Source organism: Streptomyces sp. NPDC002577 (assembly GCF_053594815.1).
This window is the reverse complement of the sequence record NZ_JBSFWK010000033.1, coordinates 47987-63378: the sequence shown is the minus strand read 5'-3', so window position 1 is coordinate 63378 and position 15392 is coordinate 47987. Positions and strand designations below refer to the sequence as shown.

Here is a 15392-nt window from a genome sequence, read left to right as displayed (position 1 = left end):
GTGGAACCGTTTCTCCCGCGATGGGGGAGGGTGACGGCATACGTCCAGGATGCGCGCGGCCACGGCCGCCATCGAGCGGCGGCCGGTGAGACGTGGAACACAGTGCCGTCGGCGGCAGATGCACAGTCGCCGCCCGGAGGGCTCGGTGAGCCTCCGGGCGGCGGTACGCAGGTACGCAGGTCAGCTGAGGTCGATACCCGGGTACAGCGGGAACCCGTCCAGCAGCTCCGCGGCCCGGCGCGAGACCTCGTCCGAGACCTTCTCGTCCAGAACGTGCTGCGCCTTGGAGGGGGCGCCCTTGCTGGTCGTGCCCGGCTCCGCGGAGGTCAGCACACGGTCGATCAGCGCGGCGATCTCGTCCATCTCGGCGGTGCCGAGCCCGCGGGTGGTCAGGGCAGGGGTGCCGATCCGGATGCCGGAGGTGTACCAGGCGCCGTTGGGGTCCTGCGGGATGGCGTTGCGGTTGGTCACGACACCCGAGTCGAGCAGCGCGGACTCGGCCTGGCGGCCGGTGAGGCCGTAGGAGGTCGCGACGTCGATCAGGTTGAGGTGGTTGTCCGTACCGCCGGTGACCAGGGTCGCGCCGCGCCGCATCAGGCCGTCGGCGAGGGCGCGGGAGTTGTCGACGATGCGCTGGGCGTAGCCCTGGAACGCCGGCTGCCGGGCCTCGGCGAGGGCGACGGCCTTGGCGGCCATGACGTGCGGCAGCGGGCCGCCGAGCACCATCGGGCAGCCGCGGTCGACCTGCTCGACGAGCGAGTCGTCGCACAGGACCATGCCGCCGCGCGGGCCGCGCAGCGACTTGTGGGTGGTCGTGGTGACGATCTGCGCGTGCGGTACGGGGTCGAAGTCGCCCGTGAGCACCTTGCCCGCGACCAGGCCCGCGAAGTGCGCCATGTCGACCATGAGGGTCGCGCCGACCTCGTCGGCGATCTCCCGCATGATGCGGAAGTTCACCAGGCGCGGGTACGCGGAGTAGCCCGCGACGATGATCAGCGGCTTGAACTCGCGGGCGGTGGCGCGCAGGGCCTCGTAGTCGAGGAGGCCGGTCTCCGGGTCGGTGCCGTAACTGCGCTGGTCGAACATCTTGCCGGAGATGTTGGGCCGGAAGCCGTGCGTGAGGTGGCCGCCGGCGTCCAGGGACATGCCGAGCATGCGCTGGTTGCCCAGCTCGCGGCGGAGCTCGGCCCAGTCCTTCTCGGAGAGGTCGTTGACCTGGCGGGCACCGGCCCGCTCCAGCGCCGGGGCCTCGACACGAGCGGCGAGGACGGCCCAGAAGGCGACCAGGTTGGCGTCGATGCCGGAGTGCGGCTGGACGTAGGCGTGACGGGCGCCGAAGAGTTCCTTGGCGTGCTCGGCGGCGAGGCCCTCGACGGTGTCGACGTTGCGGCATCCGGCGTAGAAGCGGCGGCCGATCGTGCCCTCGGCGTACTTGTCGCTGAACCAGTTGCCCATGGTCAGCAGGACGGCGGGCGAGGCGTAGTTCTCGCTGGCGATCAGCTTCAGCGACGCGCGCTGGTCCTCGAGCTCCTGGCCGATGGCGTCGGCGACGCGGGGCTCCACGCCCCGGATCACCTCGAGGGCGCTGCGGAAGGCGGTGGACTCGGTGGAGAGGGGCTCTGGCATGGCGTAGGACCTCCGGACGCGGACTCGGGATGCACGGGTCGGCCCAGGCGCACGGCACACGGTTGCGCGGGCCGCTCCCCGATGGTCGGTCCCATCCCAGCGCGCCAGTCACGGCCCGCCGCCAGCCTACCGGCAAGGCCGGGGGCCGGCCTTGCCGGTCCAGGATGCGGTACCGCTGCGCTGGGCTCCGTTCCGCTGTGCCCACCCGTTCCGCCCCAGCGGAACGGGTGGGCACAGCTCCCAAATCGGGTAGAAAGGGCACACCTGGCCTTCTCTGCCGTACGGACGGAGGTCCCGTGAGTGCTGCTGACGCGCTCATCGCGTCTGCCGAGGCGCACAGTGCGCACACCTATCACCCGCTGCCCGTCGTCATCGCGACCGCCGACGGGGCGTGGATGACGGACATCGAGGGGCGTCGCTACCTCGATCTGCTCGCCGGGTACTCGGCGCTGAACTTCGGGCACCGCAACCGGCGGCTGATCGCGGCCGCGCAGGCGCAGCTGGAGCGGGTGACGCTGACCTCGCGGGCGTTCCACCACGACCGGTTCGCGGACTTCTGTGCGCGGCTGGCCGAGCTGTGCGGCATGGAGATGGTGCTGCCGATGAACACGGGTGCGGAGGCGGTCGAGACCGCCGTGAAGACCGCACGGAAGTGGGGCTACCGGGTCAAGGGCGTGCCCGACAGCATGGCCAAGGTCGTCGTCGCGGCGGGCAACTTCCACGGCCGTACGACCACGATCATCAGCTTCTCCACGGACCCGGAGGCGCGGGCGGACTTCGGCCCGTACACGCCCGGCTTCGAGATCGTCCCGTACGGCGACCTGACCGCGATGCGCGAGGCGCTCACGGAGAACGCGGTCGCCGTGCTGCTCGAGCCCATCCAGGGCGAGGCCGGGGTGCTGATGCCGCCCGACGGCTATCTGAAGGGCGTACGGGAGCTGACCCGCGAGCGGAACGTGCTGTTCGTCGCGGACGAGATCCAGTCGGGCCTGGGCCGTACGGGGAAGACCTTCGCGTGCGAGCACGAGGGCGTCGTGCCGGATGTGTACGTCCTCGGCAAGGCGCTCGGGGGCGGCATCGTGCCGGTGTCGGCGGTCGTGGCGTCCAGCGCGGTGCTGGGGGTTTTCAGACCGGGTGAGCACGGTTCGACGTTCGGCGGAAACCCGCTGGCGTGTGCCGTGGCGCTGGAGGTCGTCGACATGCTGCGGTCGGGCGAGTACCAGCAGCGGGCCGCTGAGCTGGGCGCGCATCTGCTCGACGAGCTGCGGCTGTTCGCCGGCAGCGGCGGCGCGGTGCGGGAGGTGCGCGGCCGCGGGCTGTGGGCGGGCGTCGACATCGACCCGTCCCACGGCACGGGGCGACAGATCTCGGAGCGGCTGATGGACCGGGGCGTCCTGGTCAAGGACACCCACGGCTCCACCATCCGGATCGCCCCGCCGCTGGTCATCAGCAAGGAGGACCTGGACTGGGGGCTGGATCAGCTGCGGGCCGTCCTCACGGCCGGAGAATCACGCCGCTGAAGGCCGACAGGGCCTAGAGGATCACGTGGGGCAGGAAACGCGCGTACTCGTCCGTGACCAGCCCCGACGACTCGCGGATACCGAGCCCCGCCGACTCGTCCTGGACCACCCAGGCGCCGAGCACCACACGGTTGCCGTCGAACGACGGCAGGGGCGCCAGCTCCTGGTAGCAGCACGGCTCTGCCCGTACGACGGCGTCGCCGGAGCCCGCCTCGTGCACCGTGACGCCCGCGCCCTCGCGGCCGAGCAGCGGCTTGGCGACGTACCCGGTGGTGGCCGCGAGCTCGCGCGGACCGTCGAGGTAGGCGGGCAGGAGGTTCGGGTGGCCCGGGTACAGCTCCCACAGGACGGCGAGGAGCGCCTTGTTCGACAGCAGCATCTTCCAGGCGGGCTCGATCCACAGGGTGCTGCCGGTGCCGCCGCCGTTGTCGAGCGTGTCGAGGACGTGCTCGCCGAAGCGGTCCGTGGTCAGCCACTCCCACGGGTAGAGCTTGAAGCAGCTGCGGATGAAGCGGAGCTTGTTGTCCACGAAGCGCCCGGAGAGCCGGTCCCAGCCGATCTCCTCCATGGAGATCCACTCGGTGTCGAGACCGGCCTGCTGGGCGGTCTCCTGCAGATACGCGACGGTCATGAGGTCCTCGCCGAGCTCGTCGGCCGAGGAGTGCGCGAAGTACAGGGGGCTGCCGGGCGGCAGCAGGGCGGCCTGCTTCTTCCAGGCGTCGACGAGCCGTTCGTGCAGGGAGTTCCACTGGTCGGCGCCGGGGAAGCGCTCCTCCATCCAGAACCACTGCGGGCTCGCGGCCTCGACCAGGGACGTCGGCGTGTCGGCGTTGTACTCCAGGAGCTTGGCCGGGCCGCTTCCGTCGTGGCGGAGGTCGAAGCGGCCGTAGACGGAGGGCAGTTCGGCCCTGCGCCGCCAGGCCTCGGCGACCAGCTCGGCCAGTCGCGGATCGGTGATGCCGAGATCCGCGAACCGGTCCTCGTCCACGATGCACTGCGCCGCCGCCAGGCACATGCGGTGCAGTTCCTCGACGACCTCCTCGAGCGCCTCGACCTCGGGCAGCGAGAAGACGTAGTACGCGCTCTCGTCCCAGTACGGGCGCAGCGAGCCGTCGGGATAGCGGGTGAGCGGATAGATGAGCCCCTGCTCCTCGACGGTCTGCTGCCAGCCGTCGCGGGGCTCGATGGTGCGTCGTTCCATGGGTACGGCTGTTCCAGGTGTGGTCTGCAGGGCGATCCGCGTGTCCCGGCCGCTCAGCCGCCGGAGCTGCCGTGGCCGCTGCCGAAGCCGCCGCGGCTCACGTGGCTGTCGTCGTCGCTCGAACCGCCGGAGCCGCTCGACTTCCTGGTGAACGAGCCGCCGTCGACCCAGCCGCTCTTCTCCTTGCCGCCGTAGTACCAGTCGCCGTCGACCGGGACCTTGCCGGTCTTGCGGCTCTTGCTGGTGCCGGAGGTGGTCTTGCAGTTCTTGTCGGCGACGACCTTGTAGCCCTTGGCTGCCTGGTAGCTGTCGCTGTCCACGCACCGCTTGTCCGGGTCGGACGAGCAGGAGGTGAGTGCCGCCGCGAGCAGCCCCACCCCGCCGAGTACGACCGTGCCGGATCTCAACTGCCGCTGTGCTTCCGCCATGTTCCGCTCCCCCGTGACATTCCTGTCTCTGCCGTCCGTCAGCTGATCGTTCAACTGATCGTTGACGAACGGTGGTCAGGGTACGGGCGTGCCCGCCCGGTCGCGCAACCGGGCCCCCGGGCGGGCACGAGGAGCAAGGGTCAGTCGCGGCCGGCGGGCAGCACCTGGACGGTGTCGCCCACCGGGCGCTCCCCGGTCGCGTCCGACGTGGTGTTGACGAGCGTGCCGTCGACGGCCATGGCGGTCGAACCGCCGCCGTCGAGGTTCAGGGCGTCGACGGCGCCGAGCGAGCGCATGAAGGACGCGGCCTCGGCCGGCGTGAAGCCCTCGCTGACGGTCGGCTGCCGCCCGTCCACCGTGACCAGGAGCAGCCGTCCGCTGTTGGACCGGGGCGACCGGCGGGCGCAGTGCCCTGGTCCCCTGCGCCCCGCCGCCAGAGCACGAGGGCGTGAGGGCGCGGCCGGCGCGCCGACCCAGGGCTCCGAACGGCCCGCGCGGCGGCGCGGCAGCCGGACACTCCGAACAGCCCGCGCGCCGGATCGGCGACACTGGCCCCATGGACCGCGCCCCCGCTCCCGACCCCGCCCCCGTCCTGGCCGACGTGCTGAACATCGGCGGCATGGGCGTGGTGGACGTGGTGCACGCCGGGCGCGGTCTGGACGTCCCGGTGACGGGTGTCGGCCTCTACGACGCCGGGGAGACCATCGACGCCCGGGGCCAGATCCTCGTGGCCGCCGGCGTGGACACCTCGTCCGACGAGGCCCCCCGGCTGCTGCGCGCGGCGGCCCGCGCCGGGGCCTCCGCTCTCGTGATACGCCGAGGTGCGCAGGGCCCCACGCCTCGCCTCCTGGAGACCGCCGCCGATTCTCCCGCCGCGCTCCTCACCCGCGCCCCGTGGATCGACTGGACCGAGTTCATCGGCATGCTCAGGGCAGCCCTGGCGCAGGAGCGTGGCCGGCCGTCGTCGGTCGAGGTGCCGCTCGGGGATCTCAACGCGCTCGCCCTGGCCCTGGCCGCGCTCGTGGGCGGCGCCCTCACCATCGAGGACCCCGAGTCGCGCGTCCTCGCCCACTCCCCGACCGACGGCACCGCCGATCCCCTGCGCCGTCTGACGATCCTGGGCGGCAAGGTCCCCGAGTGGCGACTCGCCGAGCTCACCGAGAGCGGGTTCCTGGGGACCCTGTGGGCGACCCCGGACGTGGTGCACCGGCCTGCCGACGACCGGTTCCCCGAGCGGCTCGCCATCGCTGTGCGGGCGGGCGGGGAGGTCCTCGGTTCGCTGTGGGCCGCCGCCGACGGCGCCCCGCTGCCGCCGCACGCCCGCGACGCCCTGCGCGAGGCCGCCCGCACCGCCGTACCGCATCTGCTGCACCACCGGCTGCGGACGCGCTCGGCGGCGGCCCGCCGGGGCCAGGCGGTACGGGCCCTGCTGGACGGGCATCCCGACGTGCCCGCGGCCGCCGCCGCACTCGGCCTCGCCCCGGACACCGCGTGCGCCGTCGTCACCGCAACCGTGCGGGAGAGCGAGGGCGGCCTCGACCGCGCCTTCCACCTCGCGTCGCTGCGCGCCGCGACCCTCCCCCAAACTCTCGGGCTCGCTCGACCAGGGGGCACCCCCACGCCGCCCGCGTTCCCGCACCGGGACGGGGACCGGCTTGACGTGCTCGTACCGGCCCCGCGCGCCACGTCCGAGCCGGGCACGGGCCCGAGCCCGGCAGGGGCCGGTAAACCCCGCGCAGACCGCGAAGGGCAGTCCGATCCGCTTGCGGCCGCCGCGCGCCGCCTCGGCGCCGAGCTGGCCGCGGTCCTGCGCGGCGCGGGCTTCACCCCGTACGTCGCGGTCGGCCCGGCCGTCCCCGTGCTGAGCGACGCGCCCCGCTCCCGTGCGGCGGCCGCCCTGATCCTGCGGGTGCTGCGCGCCAAGGGCGGCCCGGATGCCGCCGACGCCGCCGACGTCCGCCCGGCGCTCGACGCCCTGCGAGTGACCGACGCGGTGGCCGCGCTGACCCCGTCCGTGACCGATGCGACCCGCGACCTGCTCGCGTACGACGCGGAACACCGCACCGACCTGCCGCGCACCCTCGCGGTCCACCTCACGCGCTTCGGCGACGTCGCCGCGGCCTCACGCGACCTCGGCATCCACCCCAACACCCTGCGCTACCGGCTGCGCCGCGTCCGCGAACTGTTCGGCCTCGACCTGGACGATCCGGACATCCGGCTGCTGACCGAGCTGGGGCTCAGGCACGCAGGGCTCATCCCTCCGCCGCCGCCTGTCTGATCGCTGATCGGCTGAGGGCTGAGGGCTGACGGCGAGATCGCGACCAAGGAGCGAGGAGGCCCCGTCTGTGCGCCTCCTCTGCGCGCCTCCTCTGCGCGCCTCCTCTGCGCGCCTCCTCTGCGCCGCATACGCTCGTCACCTCCCCGGCCCGCCCCTGTGCACTCGCACCACGCCTCCCCCGCCGACGTTGTCCATCCGCACCATGGAACCCGCCCCACCGCCCCCGGTTGTGCGTCCCGCCACCGGGCCCGGCCAGATCTTCGTACGGACGCACGCAGACTCCGCCCCTGACGGTCCTGCAGAGTGAGCGAGTTGTCGCCCCCGTACCACCGAAGGCAGGTCCCGGTCCATGGCTCTCGATTCCGTCACCCGGAGGGAAGCGGCCCTGTGGGCCGCCGTCGAGCAGGGTCTCGTCGGGGAGCACGCGCCCGTGCTGGGACTGCTCGACGTCGAGGGAATCCGCGCCGCCGCCCGCGACCTGCACACGGCCTTCGCCCCCGACGGGCAGCCGGGGCGCAGCGCCCGCGTCCTGCACACCTTCGCGGTGAAGGCCGCTTCCCTCGCCCCGGTTCTCGCCCTGCTCCACGAGGAGGGCGTGGGCGCCGAGGTCGCGAGCCCCGGCGAGCTGGAGCTGGCCCGCGCGGCCGGCGTGCCCGCGGACCGCATCGTCTTCGACTCGCCCGCCAAGACGGTCGCGGAGCTGCGCGACGCGCTCGCCCACGGCATCGCCGTCAACGCGGACAACCCGCAGGAGCTCGCCAGGATCGACGCGCTCGTCCAGCAGGGCCTGACCGGATCGCCCCTCGGCATCCGGATCAACCCGCAGGTCGGGACCGGGTCGATCGGCGCGATGAGTACGGCGACCGCGACCTCGAAGTTCGGTGTGGCGCTGCGCGACGAGGGTGCCGAGCAGTGGGTCCTCGACGCCTACCGCGACCGCCCGTGGCTCACCCGGCTGCACACGCACACCGGCTCGCAGGGCGTCCCGCTGGAGCTGATGGCCGAGGGTGTGAAGGCCGTCTACGAGCTGGCCGAGCGCATCAACGAGCGGGCGGGCCGTCAGCAGGTCGACACGATCGACATCGGCGGCGGACTGCCCGTGAACTTCGCGGGCGAGGAGGTCACGCCCCGCTTCGCCGACTACGCGGACGTGCTGCGCCGTGCCGTGCCCGGCCTGTTCGACGGGCGCTACACGCTCGTCACCGAGTTCGGGCGCTCGCTGCTCGCCAAGCAGGGGCTGATCGCCGCGCACGTCGAGTACACGAAGACGTCGGGCGGCCGCAGGATCGCCGTGACCCACGCGGGCGCGCAGGTCGCCACCCGCACCGCGTTCGTGCCCGAGTCATGGCCGCTGCGGGTCGGCGCGTTCGACGCGAAGGGCCGGCCCAAGCAGACCCCGGCCCTGGTTCAGGACGTGGCGGGGCCCTGCTGCTTCGCGGGCGACCTGGTGGCGCGCGGACGTGAGCTGCCGGAGCTGGAGCCGGGCGATCTGATCGCGCTGTACGACACGGGCGCCTATTACTTCTCCACCCACTTCCACTACAACAGCCTGCCGCGGCCCGCCGTGGCCGGATTCGTCGTGGACGACGCGGGTGCCGTGACGTTCGCCGAGGTCAGGCGGGCGCAGACGCTCGCGGAAGTGCTGGCCGAGAGCGGCGCGGGGCAGGTGTCCGCCCTCACCGGACTGCCTCGCACGTGACATAGGTCACTTTGCGTTTGCACGGAACGAAATTCACGAAACGGGACAAAAAGCGGAGTTGAACCCTCCGCTTCCAACCGCCCGTGGACGGTTGCCTCGGTCAACCGGATTAAGGTGACGTATCGCCGCGTGGTCTGCCCGCGGCACTCCACCGGGACGCCCCGGATCACACGGACCCCCCAGGTCCGGGACCGGGCGCGGCGGCACGTCCGCTGTCATCCCCCTCGCCGGCACCGCCCGACGGTCCGGTCCTGTCCAACAGGCACGCCACCGCGCGCTCGCCCTGGCAAGCGCGTACGCACGCCCACATGGGCTGCCTCGGCATGCCCCAGAGCACGGAGCACCCCATGGAGCACACAGCAGACACCGCCACCGCGGTGCGCCCGGACACCGCGACCGCGGCCAAGGGCACCTCCGAGCCGATCCGCGAGGGCGGCTACGCCGCCGGCCTGCGCAACCGGCAGGTCCAGATGATCGCGGTCGGCGGCGCCATCGGCACCGGCCTGTTCCTGGGCGCGGGTGAGCGTCTGCACAAGGCGGGCCCGATGCTGGTCGTGATCTTCGCGGTCACCGGCCTGGTCGCCTTCTTCATCACCCGCGCCATGGGCGAACTGGTGATGCACCGCCCCACGTCCGGGTCCTTCGTGTCGTACTCGCGCGAGTTCCTCGGCGAGAAGGCCGCGTACACGGCCGGCTGGGTCTACTTCCTGCACTGGGTGTGCAGCGGCATCGCGGAGATCACCGCGGTCGCCATGTATATGCACTACTGGGCGGCTTTCCGGGACATCCCGCAGTGGGTGCTCGCGCTGTTCGCCCTGGTCGTGGTGCTGGCCGCGAACCTGATCTCGGTGCGCTGGTTCGGCGAGTTCGAGTTCTGGTTCGCCATCATCAAGGTCGCCGCAATCCTCGCGTTCCTCGCCATCGGCTGCTGGCTGCTCGCCTCGCGCCACCCGATCGAGGGGCACGCGGGCGGCCCGCAGCTCATCACCGACAACGGCGGCATCATGCCCGGCGGCCTGCTCGCCTCGCTCGTGGTGATGCAGGGCGTGGTCTTCGCCTACGCGGCGATCGAGATGGTCGGCATCGCGGCCGGCGAGACCGAGAACCCGCGCAAGGTCATCCCGCGCGCGATCAACTCCGTCTCCTGGCGCATCGTCGTCTTCTACGTCGGTTCCGTGCTGCTGCTGGTCCTGCTGCTGCCCTGGACCGCGTACAAGGCGGGCGAGTCCCCGTTCGTGACGCTGCTCGGCAAGCTGGGCGTGCCCGGCATCAGCGGCATCATGAACTTCGTGATCCTCACCGCGGCCCTGTCCAGCTGCAACTCCGGTCTGTACTCGACCGGCCGCGTGCTGCGCTCCATGGGCCTCGCGGGCTCCGCCCCCAAGTTCACGACCGTGATGAACAAGCGCGGCGTGCCCTTCGGCGGCATCCTCCTGACCGCGTCCTGCTACATCCTCGGCATCGTCCTCAACTACCTCGTGCCGGAGCGCGCCTTCAGCATCGTGCTGAACTTCTCGGCCATCACGATGATCGGCACCTGGGTGATGATCATGATCTGCCAGATGGTGCTGCGTCGCCGGGCCGCGCGCGGCGAGGTCGAGCAGCCGTCGTTCAAGCTGCCGGGCGCACCGTTCACCTCCTGGCTGACCATCGTGTTCCTGGTCGCGGTCGTCGTGCTGATGTGCGTCGGCGGCGGTGACGCGGCCTGGTCCGTGGCCTGTGTGCCGCTGATCGCGCTCGCGCTGGTGGGCGGCTGGTTCCTGGTGCGCGGGAAGGTCGACGCGCTGGCCGGGCAGGAGCGGCGGGCCGTCGCGGCCGAGTCGGCCGAATAGGCGGAGCCCTCCAGGTCCGCGAAGACTGACTGAAGGGCCGGCCTGCGGGGCGCTTCGGGCTCGGGGCTCAGGCCACCGCCTGCAGCGTCCCGCACAGGGCGTCCAAGGCCCCTGACCACGCATGGTCCGGCGGCGTCCCGTACCCCACGACCAGCGCATCCCTCGGTTCGGTGGCGGCGTCCGGGTGGGTGAAACGGGCCAGGCCGTGTACGCCCAGTCCCTGCCACGCGGCGGCCCGTACCACCGACTCCTCGGTGCCGGGCGGGAGTTCGAGGACGGCGTGCAGCCCGGCTGCGATGCCGGTGGCCCGCACGCCCGGCGCCTTCTCCGCCAGTGCGGCCACGAGCTGGTCGCGGCGGCGCCGGTAGCGCAGCCGCATGGATCGCACCTGCCGGTCGTACGCCCCTGATTCGATGAACTCCGCGAGGGTCAGCTGGTCGAGGGCGCCGCACGACCAGTCGCTGATGCCTTTCACCTCCGCGACCTCGGCGGTCAGCGAGGGAGGCAGCACCAGCCAGCCCAGGCGCAGCCCCGGCGCGAGGGACTTGCTGGCGGTGCCGAGATAGACGACGCGGTCCGGGTCGAGTCCCTGGAGCGCGCCGACCGGCTGTCTGTCGTAGCGGAACTCCCCGTCGTAGTCGTCCTCCAGGATCAGCCCGCCGCTGCGCCGCGCCCAGTCGACGGCGGCGGCCCGCCGGTCGGGGTGCAGCGGCACACCCATGGGGAACTGGTGCGCGGGCGTCATCAGCACCACGGCCGGGCCCAGACCCTCCAACTCACCTGTGTTCGTGCCGAGTTCGTCGAACGGCAGCGGTCTCGTGCGCAGCCCGGCTCCGGTCAGCAGGTTCCAGTGGACGTCCAGGCCGTACGACTCGACGGCCACGTCCCGGGCGCCGCGGCGCCGCAGCACGGCACCGAGCAGCATCAGCCCGTGCGCGAACCCCGCGCAGACCATGATCCGTTCGGGGTCCGCGTGCACGCCACGCGCGCGTGCCAGATAACCGGCGAGGGCGGTACGCAGTTCGACGCGGCCTCGCGGGTCGCTGTAGCCGAGGGCTTCGTTCGGTGCGGCGGCCAGGGCGCGGCGGGCGGCCCTGAGCCACTCGGCGCGCGGGAAGGCGCCGAGGTCGGGGCTGCCGGGCGTCAGGTCGTACGTCGGGCGGCCCGCCGCCCTGCGCCGCGGCGCCGGGCTGCTCGGCGCCGGGACGGGCCGCTCGGCGACCCGGGTGCCCGAGCCCTGCCGGGCGGTGAGCCAGCCCTCCGCCACCAGGTCCGCGTAAGCGTCGGCGACCGTGTTGCGGGCGATGTCCAGGTCGGTGGCGAGCGAACGGGACGACGGCAGGCGCGTACCGGGGGCGAGCCGTCCGGTGCGGACCGCGTCGCGCAGGGCGTCTGTCAGGCTTTTCCGCAGGCCGGAGCCGCTGCCCTTGCGGACCGGTTCGAGATGCAGGTCCACTCCGAGATTGGCCCAGGTTTCCGCCATGGAAATGGACCATACTCCTGGGCTACTCCGCCCATAGTGTCAACGGCATGACGAGCAACGAGAGCACCGAGAACCCCCGCAAGGACACCGCCGCCGACGCCGCGTACGCCCCCGAGCACACCCCGCGGCTGCAGTGGGCGAAGCACGCGCCCGACGTCTACAAGGCCATGGTCCGGCTGGACGCCGCGGCCCGCCGGGGCGTGGACCCCACGCTGCTGGAGCTGGTGAAGATCCGCGCCTCGCAGCTCAACCACTGCGCGTTCTGCCTGGACATGCACACGAAGGACGCGCTCGCGGCGGGCGAGTCGGTGGAGCGCGTCATCCAGCTCAGCGCCTGGGAGGAGTCGAAGCACTTCTACACCGAGCGGGAGCTCGCCGCGATCGAACTGACCGAGGCGGTCACCGTCCTCACGGACGGCTTCGTGCCGGACGAGGTGTACGAGAAGGCCGCGAAGCACTTCGAGGAGGCCGAGCTGGCGCAGCTGATCGCGGCGATCACGGTGATCAACGCGTGGAACCGCTTCGCTGTGACCACGCGGATGGTGCCGGGGCATTACCGGCCGGGCGACCACGGGTGAGTCGGGGCCGCGCGACGTACGGCACCTCGTGAACGGCCTGCGCCCACCGCTTCCCCCTGGAGGTCCCACATCGTGAGCCCCGTCGAGACATTCCGTTCCCTGCACCACGGCCGCCGGCCCGGCGATCCTCTGGTCCTCCCCGGACCATGGGACGCCGCCAGCGCCCGCACGTTCGCGGAGGCCGGCTTCCCGGCCCTCGCGACACCCAGCGCAGGCGTCGCCGCGTCACTCGGCTACGAGGACGGCGCGACCCCCGCGGACGAGATGTTCGCGGCGGTCGCCCGGATCGTACGGTCGGTCGACGTCCCCGTCTCCGCGGACATCGAGGACGGCTACGGGCTGCCGCCGAAGGAACTGGTGGAGCGGCTCCTGGAGACGGGCGCGGTCGGCTGCAACCTCGAGGACTCACACCGTGGCGTCCTCAAGGACCCGCGGCAGCACGCCGACTGGCTCGCCGAGGTGCGGCAGGCCGCGGGCGACCGGCTCTTCCTCAACGCGCGCGTGGACACGTTCGTACGCGGAGTCCCGGAGCCGGAGCAGGCGATCGAGCGGGCCGCGCTGTATGTGGCCGCGGGCGCGGACTGCGTGTATCCGATCGGCGCGCCGGCCGGTGTACTTCCGCTGCTGCGTGCGGGCATTCAGGGGCCGGTCAACGTGTTCGCGAAGCCGGACGGCGCATCGGTGCGCGAACTGGGCGAGCTCGGCGCCACCCGCGTCACGTTCGGTCCCGGCCTTCAACGCCTGGCTGCCGCCGCGCTGTCCGGCGTGGCGCGAGAGCTGCTGGCAGCCACTGATCACCATGCGCCCCAGGAGCCCCAGAAGTAAAATATGTGGTGATATGCGCCTGGAGTTCCTGGAGGTGTACGCGATGCACACGAAGATGTCCGCGGGTCGACCCAGGGCCTCCGGGGCGCACCGCGCCCGCCGCCTGCTGGCGGTCACCGGCTGCACCACGGCGCTGCTCGCCGTCCCGCTCTCCTCGTACACCGCGACGGCGACCGACGGGAACGGCATCGAGAACCTGAGCGCGCAGGAGATCAGCGACAAGACACTCGCCGCCTTCACGAGCGCGCAGTCCGTCCATGCGACGGCCACCGACAGAAACGTCGGCCGCGGCGACATCATGTCCGCGGACCTGACCCTCGACCGCGCCGGCAACTGCGCCGGTTCCCTGCAGTTCAGGGACGGCGGCGGCGTGACGCTCGTCAAGCACGGCAGCGAGGTCTGGCTGAAGGGGGACGCGGCCTACTGGAAGGCCCAGATCTCCGGCAGCAGGGGTGAGAGGGTCGCGGAACTCTTCAAGAACAGCTACATCCACGGCACCACGAGTGACTCCCCGATGAAGAACCTGGCCGGCGTCTGCAACCTGCAGCAGATCCAGCAGGAAGCCGTCAAGGAAACCCGCAATGCCACGAACCTGCGGAAGGGCGACCCGACGACGGTCGACGGGATGCGGACCATCCCCGTGCTGAGCACGAGGAGCGGCGCGACGCACACCGTGTACGTCGCCACCGAGGGCACGCCGTATCCGCTGAAGATGACCAAGCAGGGCCACGGCGCCGATGTGACGGCGACGTTCGGGAACTACAACAAGCCCGTGCCGTCCCAGACCCCGTCGGCGAACGAGTCGGTGGACGTCTCGAAGCTGCGCCAGGAGGCGCCGAACGCCTTCTGACACACCCGTACCGGGCGCCCGGCGAGGGGGGCGCCCGGCACGGGATGCCGTTCCGGTCCGTTCACCGCGTCACTGCGGCAGCCACGCCTTCCACGTCGACTCGTGGCCCTCGACCCACTTCTTCGCCGCCTGCTCCGGCGACATCTTCTGGTCGGCGATCATCAGGGAGACCTCGTTCTGGTCCTCGGTCGTCCACTTGAAGTTCTTCAGGAACTGAGCCGCCTTGCCGCCGGTCTTCGCGAAGTCCGCGTTGAGGTACTTCTGCAGCGGCGTGTGCGGGTAGGCGCACGCGACCTTGTCCGCGTCGGCGTCGCAGCCCTCCTTGTACGCGGGCAGCTTCACCTCTGTCATCGGCACCTTCTCGAAGAGCCACTGCGGCTCGTACCAGTAGGTGAGGAACGGCTTCTGCTCCTTGGCGAACTGCTTCATCTGCGTGATCTGTGCCGCCTCCGAACCGGCGAACACCACCTGGAGGTTCAGGTCCAGGTTGTCCACCAGCGCCTTGTCGTTGGTGACGTACGACGGCGAGCCGTCGAGCAACTGGCCCTTGCCGCCGCTCTCCGCGGTGCGCAGCTGGTCGGCGTACTTGTTCAGGTTCTTCCAGTCCGTGACGTCCGGGTGCTGCTTGGCGAAGTACGTCGGGACGAACCAGCCGATGTGGCCGGTGACCCCGAGGTCGCCGCCGCTCGCGATGGTCTTCTTCTCCTCGACGTACCGCTTCTCCTGGTCCGGGTGGCCCCAGTCCTCCAGGATCGCGTCGACCCGGCCCTGGCTGAGCGCGTCCCACGCGGGGACCTCGTCGACCTGGACGGTGTCGACGCGGTAGCCGAGCTCGTGCTCCAGCAGGTACTTCGCCACGCCCACGTTGGCCTGGGCGCCCACCCAGGACTGCACGGAGAGCGTCACGGTCTTGGCGCCCCGCGCGCCCGCGAAGGGCGATGCCTGCTTGGTCATGTCGGCGGCGCTGCAGCCGGTCAGCGCCAGCACGAGCAGCGCCGACCCGGCCGCGACCGCGGTCGTCGTCCGCGTACGGAATCGCTTGGTACGAAACGGCTTGGTACGGAATCGCATG

General features: G+C 71.8%; 13 protein-coding genes and 1 riboswitch. Of the genes, 7 read left to right on the top strand and 6 right to left on the bottom strand.

Going from position 1 to position 15392, the window contains the following annotated elements:
• Positions 1 to 180: 180 nt before the first annotated feature.
• On the bottom strand, positions 181 to 1626 hold the full coding sequence (locus ACWD4J_RS31075; protein ID WP_451398781.1) for a glycine hydroxymethyltransferase: 1446 nt from the start codon (positions 1624 to 1626) through the stop codon (positions 181 to 183).
• 34 nt (positions 1627 to 1660) lie between these two features.
• Positions 1661 to 1748: riboswitch (ZMP/ZTP riboswitch) on the bottom strand.
• Between the two features lie 174 nt (positions 1749 to 1922).
• Between ACWD4J_RS31075 and rocD the strand changes: the two genes are divergently transcribed.
• Positions 1923 to 3146: an ornithine--oxo-acid transaminase gene (gene rocD / locus ACWD4J_RS31070; protein ID WP_451398780.1), complete on the top strand. Its 1224-nt coding sequence runs from the start codon at positions 1923 to 1925 to the stop codon at positions 3144 to 3146.
• A 13-nt stretch (positions 3147 to 3159) separates the two neighbouring features.
• On the opposite strand, the gene ACWD4J_RS31065 is transcribed toward rocD, so the two are convergent.
• From ACWD4J_RS31065 to ACWD4J_RS31055, 3 genes are all read right to left on the bottom strand, one after another.
• Positions 3160 to 4347 (bottom strand): glutathionylspermidine synthase family protein, encoded by a 1188-nt coding sequence (locus ACWD4J_RS31065; protein WP_451398779.1) that lies wholly within the window; start codon positions 4345 to 4347, stop codon positions 3160 to 3162.
• Between the two features lie 53 nt (positions 4348 to 4400).
• Entirely contained in the window at positions 4401 to 4775 is a 375-nt protein-coding gene (locus ACWD4J_RS31060; RefSeq protein ID WP_451398778.1) for a hypothetical protein, read from the bottom strand.
• A gap of 140 nt (positions 4776 to 4915) precedes the next feature.
• On the bottom strand, positions 4916 to 5146 hold the full coding sequence (locus ACWD4J_RS31055; protein ID WP_451398816.1) for a phosphodiester glycosidase family protein: 231 nt from the start codon (positions 5144 to 5146) through the stop codon (positions 4916 to 4918).
• A gap of 185 nt (positions 5147 to 5331) precedes the next feature.
• On the opposite strand from ACWD4J_RS31055, the gene ACWD4J_RS31050 reads away from it, so the two are divergent.
• The 3 genes from ACWD4J_RS31050 (at position 5332) to ACWD4J_RS31040 (ending at position 10584) form a co-directional block, all read left to right on the top strand.
• The gene (locus tag ACWD4J_RS31050; protein ID WP_451398777.1) at positions 5332 to 7053 is read left to right on the top strand and encodes a PucR family transcriptional regulator; all 1722 of its coding nucleotides are present in this window, start codon (positions 5332 to 5334) and stop codon (positions 7051 to 7053) included.
• A gap of 349 nt (positions 7054 to 7402) precedes the next feature.
• Positions 7403 to 8752 (top strand): diaminopimelate decarboxylase, encoded by a 1350-nt coding sequence (locus ACWD4J_RS31045; RefSeq protein WP_451398776.1) that lies wholly within the window; start codon positions 7403 to 7405, stop codon positions 8750 to 8752.
• 347 nt (positions 8753 to 9099) lie between these two features.
• Positions 9100 to 10584: an amino acid permease gene (locus ACWD4J_RS31040; protein ID WP_451398775.1), complete on the top strand. Its 1485-nt coding sequence runs from the start codon at positions 9100 to 9102 to the stop codon at positions 10582 to 10584.
• A 67-nt stretch (positions 10585 to 10651) separates the two neighbouring features.
• Here the strand turns inward: ACWD4J_RS31040 and pdxR are convergent, their stop codons facing one another.
• Entirely contained in the window at positions 10652 to 12067 is a 1416-nt protein-coding gene (gene pdxR / locus ACWD4J_RS31035) for a MocR-like pyridoxine biosynthesis transcription factor PdxR (RefSeq protein WP_451398774.1), read from the bottom strand.
• Positions 12068 to 12114: 47 nt separating this feature from the next.
• Here pdxR and ACWD4J_RS31030 point away from each other — a divergent pair, with 47 nt between their 5' ends.
• From ACWD4J_RS31030 to ACWD4J_RS31020, 3 genes are all read left to right on the top strand, one after another.
• Positions 12115 to 12645: a carboxymuconolactone decarboxylase family protein gene (locus ACWD4J_RS31030; RefSeq protein WP_451398773.1), complete on the top strand. Its 531-nt coding sequence runs from the start codon at positions 12115 to 12117 to the stop codon at positions 12643 to 12645.
• A 72-nt stretch (positions 12646 to 12717) separates the two neighbouring features.
• Entirely contained in the window at positions 12718 to 13470 is a 753-nt protein-coding gene (locus tag ACWD4J_RS31025) for an isocitrate lyase/PEP mutase family protein (protein WP_451398772.1), read from the top strand.
• Positions 13471 to 13483: 13 nt separating this feature from the next.
• Positions 13484 to 14320 carry a hypothetical protein gene (locus tag ACWD4J_RS31020; protein ID WP_451398771.1) on the top strand — a complete coding sequence of 279 codons (837 nt, stop codon included), beginning with the start codon at positions 13484 to 13486 and terminating at the stop codon, positions 14318 to 14320.
• A 69-nt stretch (positions 14321 to 14389) separates the two neighbouring features.
• Here ACWD4J_RS31020 and ACWD4J_RS31015 read toward each other — a convergent pair whose 3' ends face one another.
• Positions 14390 to 15391, bottom strand: a complete 1002-nt coding sequence (locus ACWD4J_RS31015) for an ABC transporter substrate-binding protein (RefSeq protein ID WP_451398770.1) — start codon at positions 15389 to 15391, stop codon at positions 14390 to 14392.
• Position 15392 lies beyond the last annotated feature (1 nt).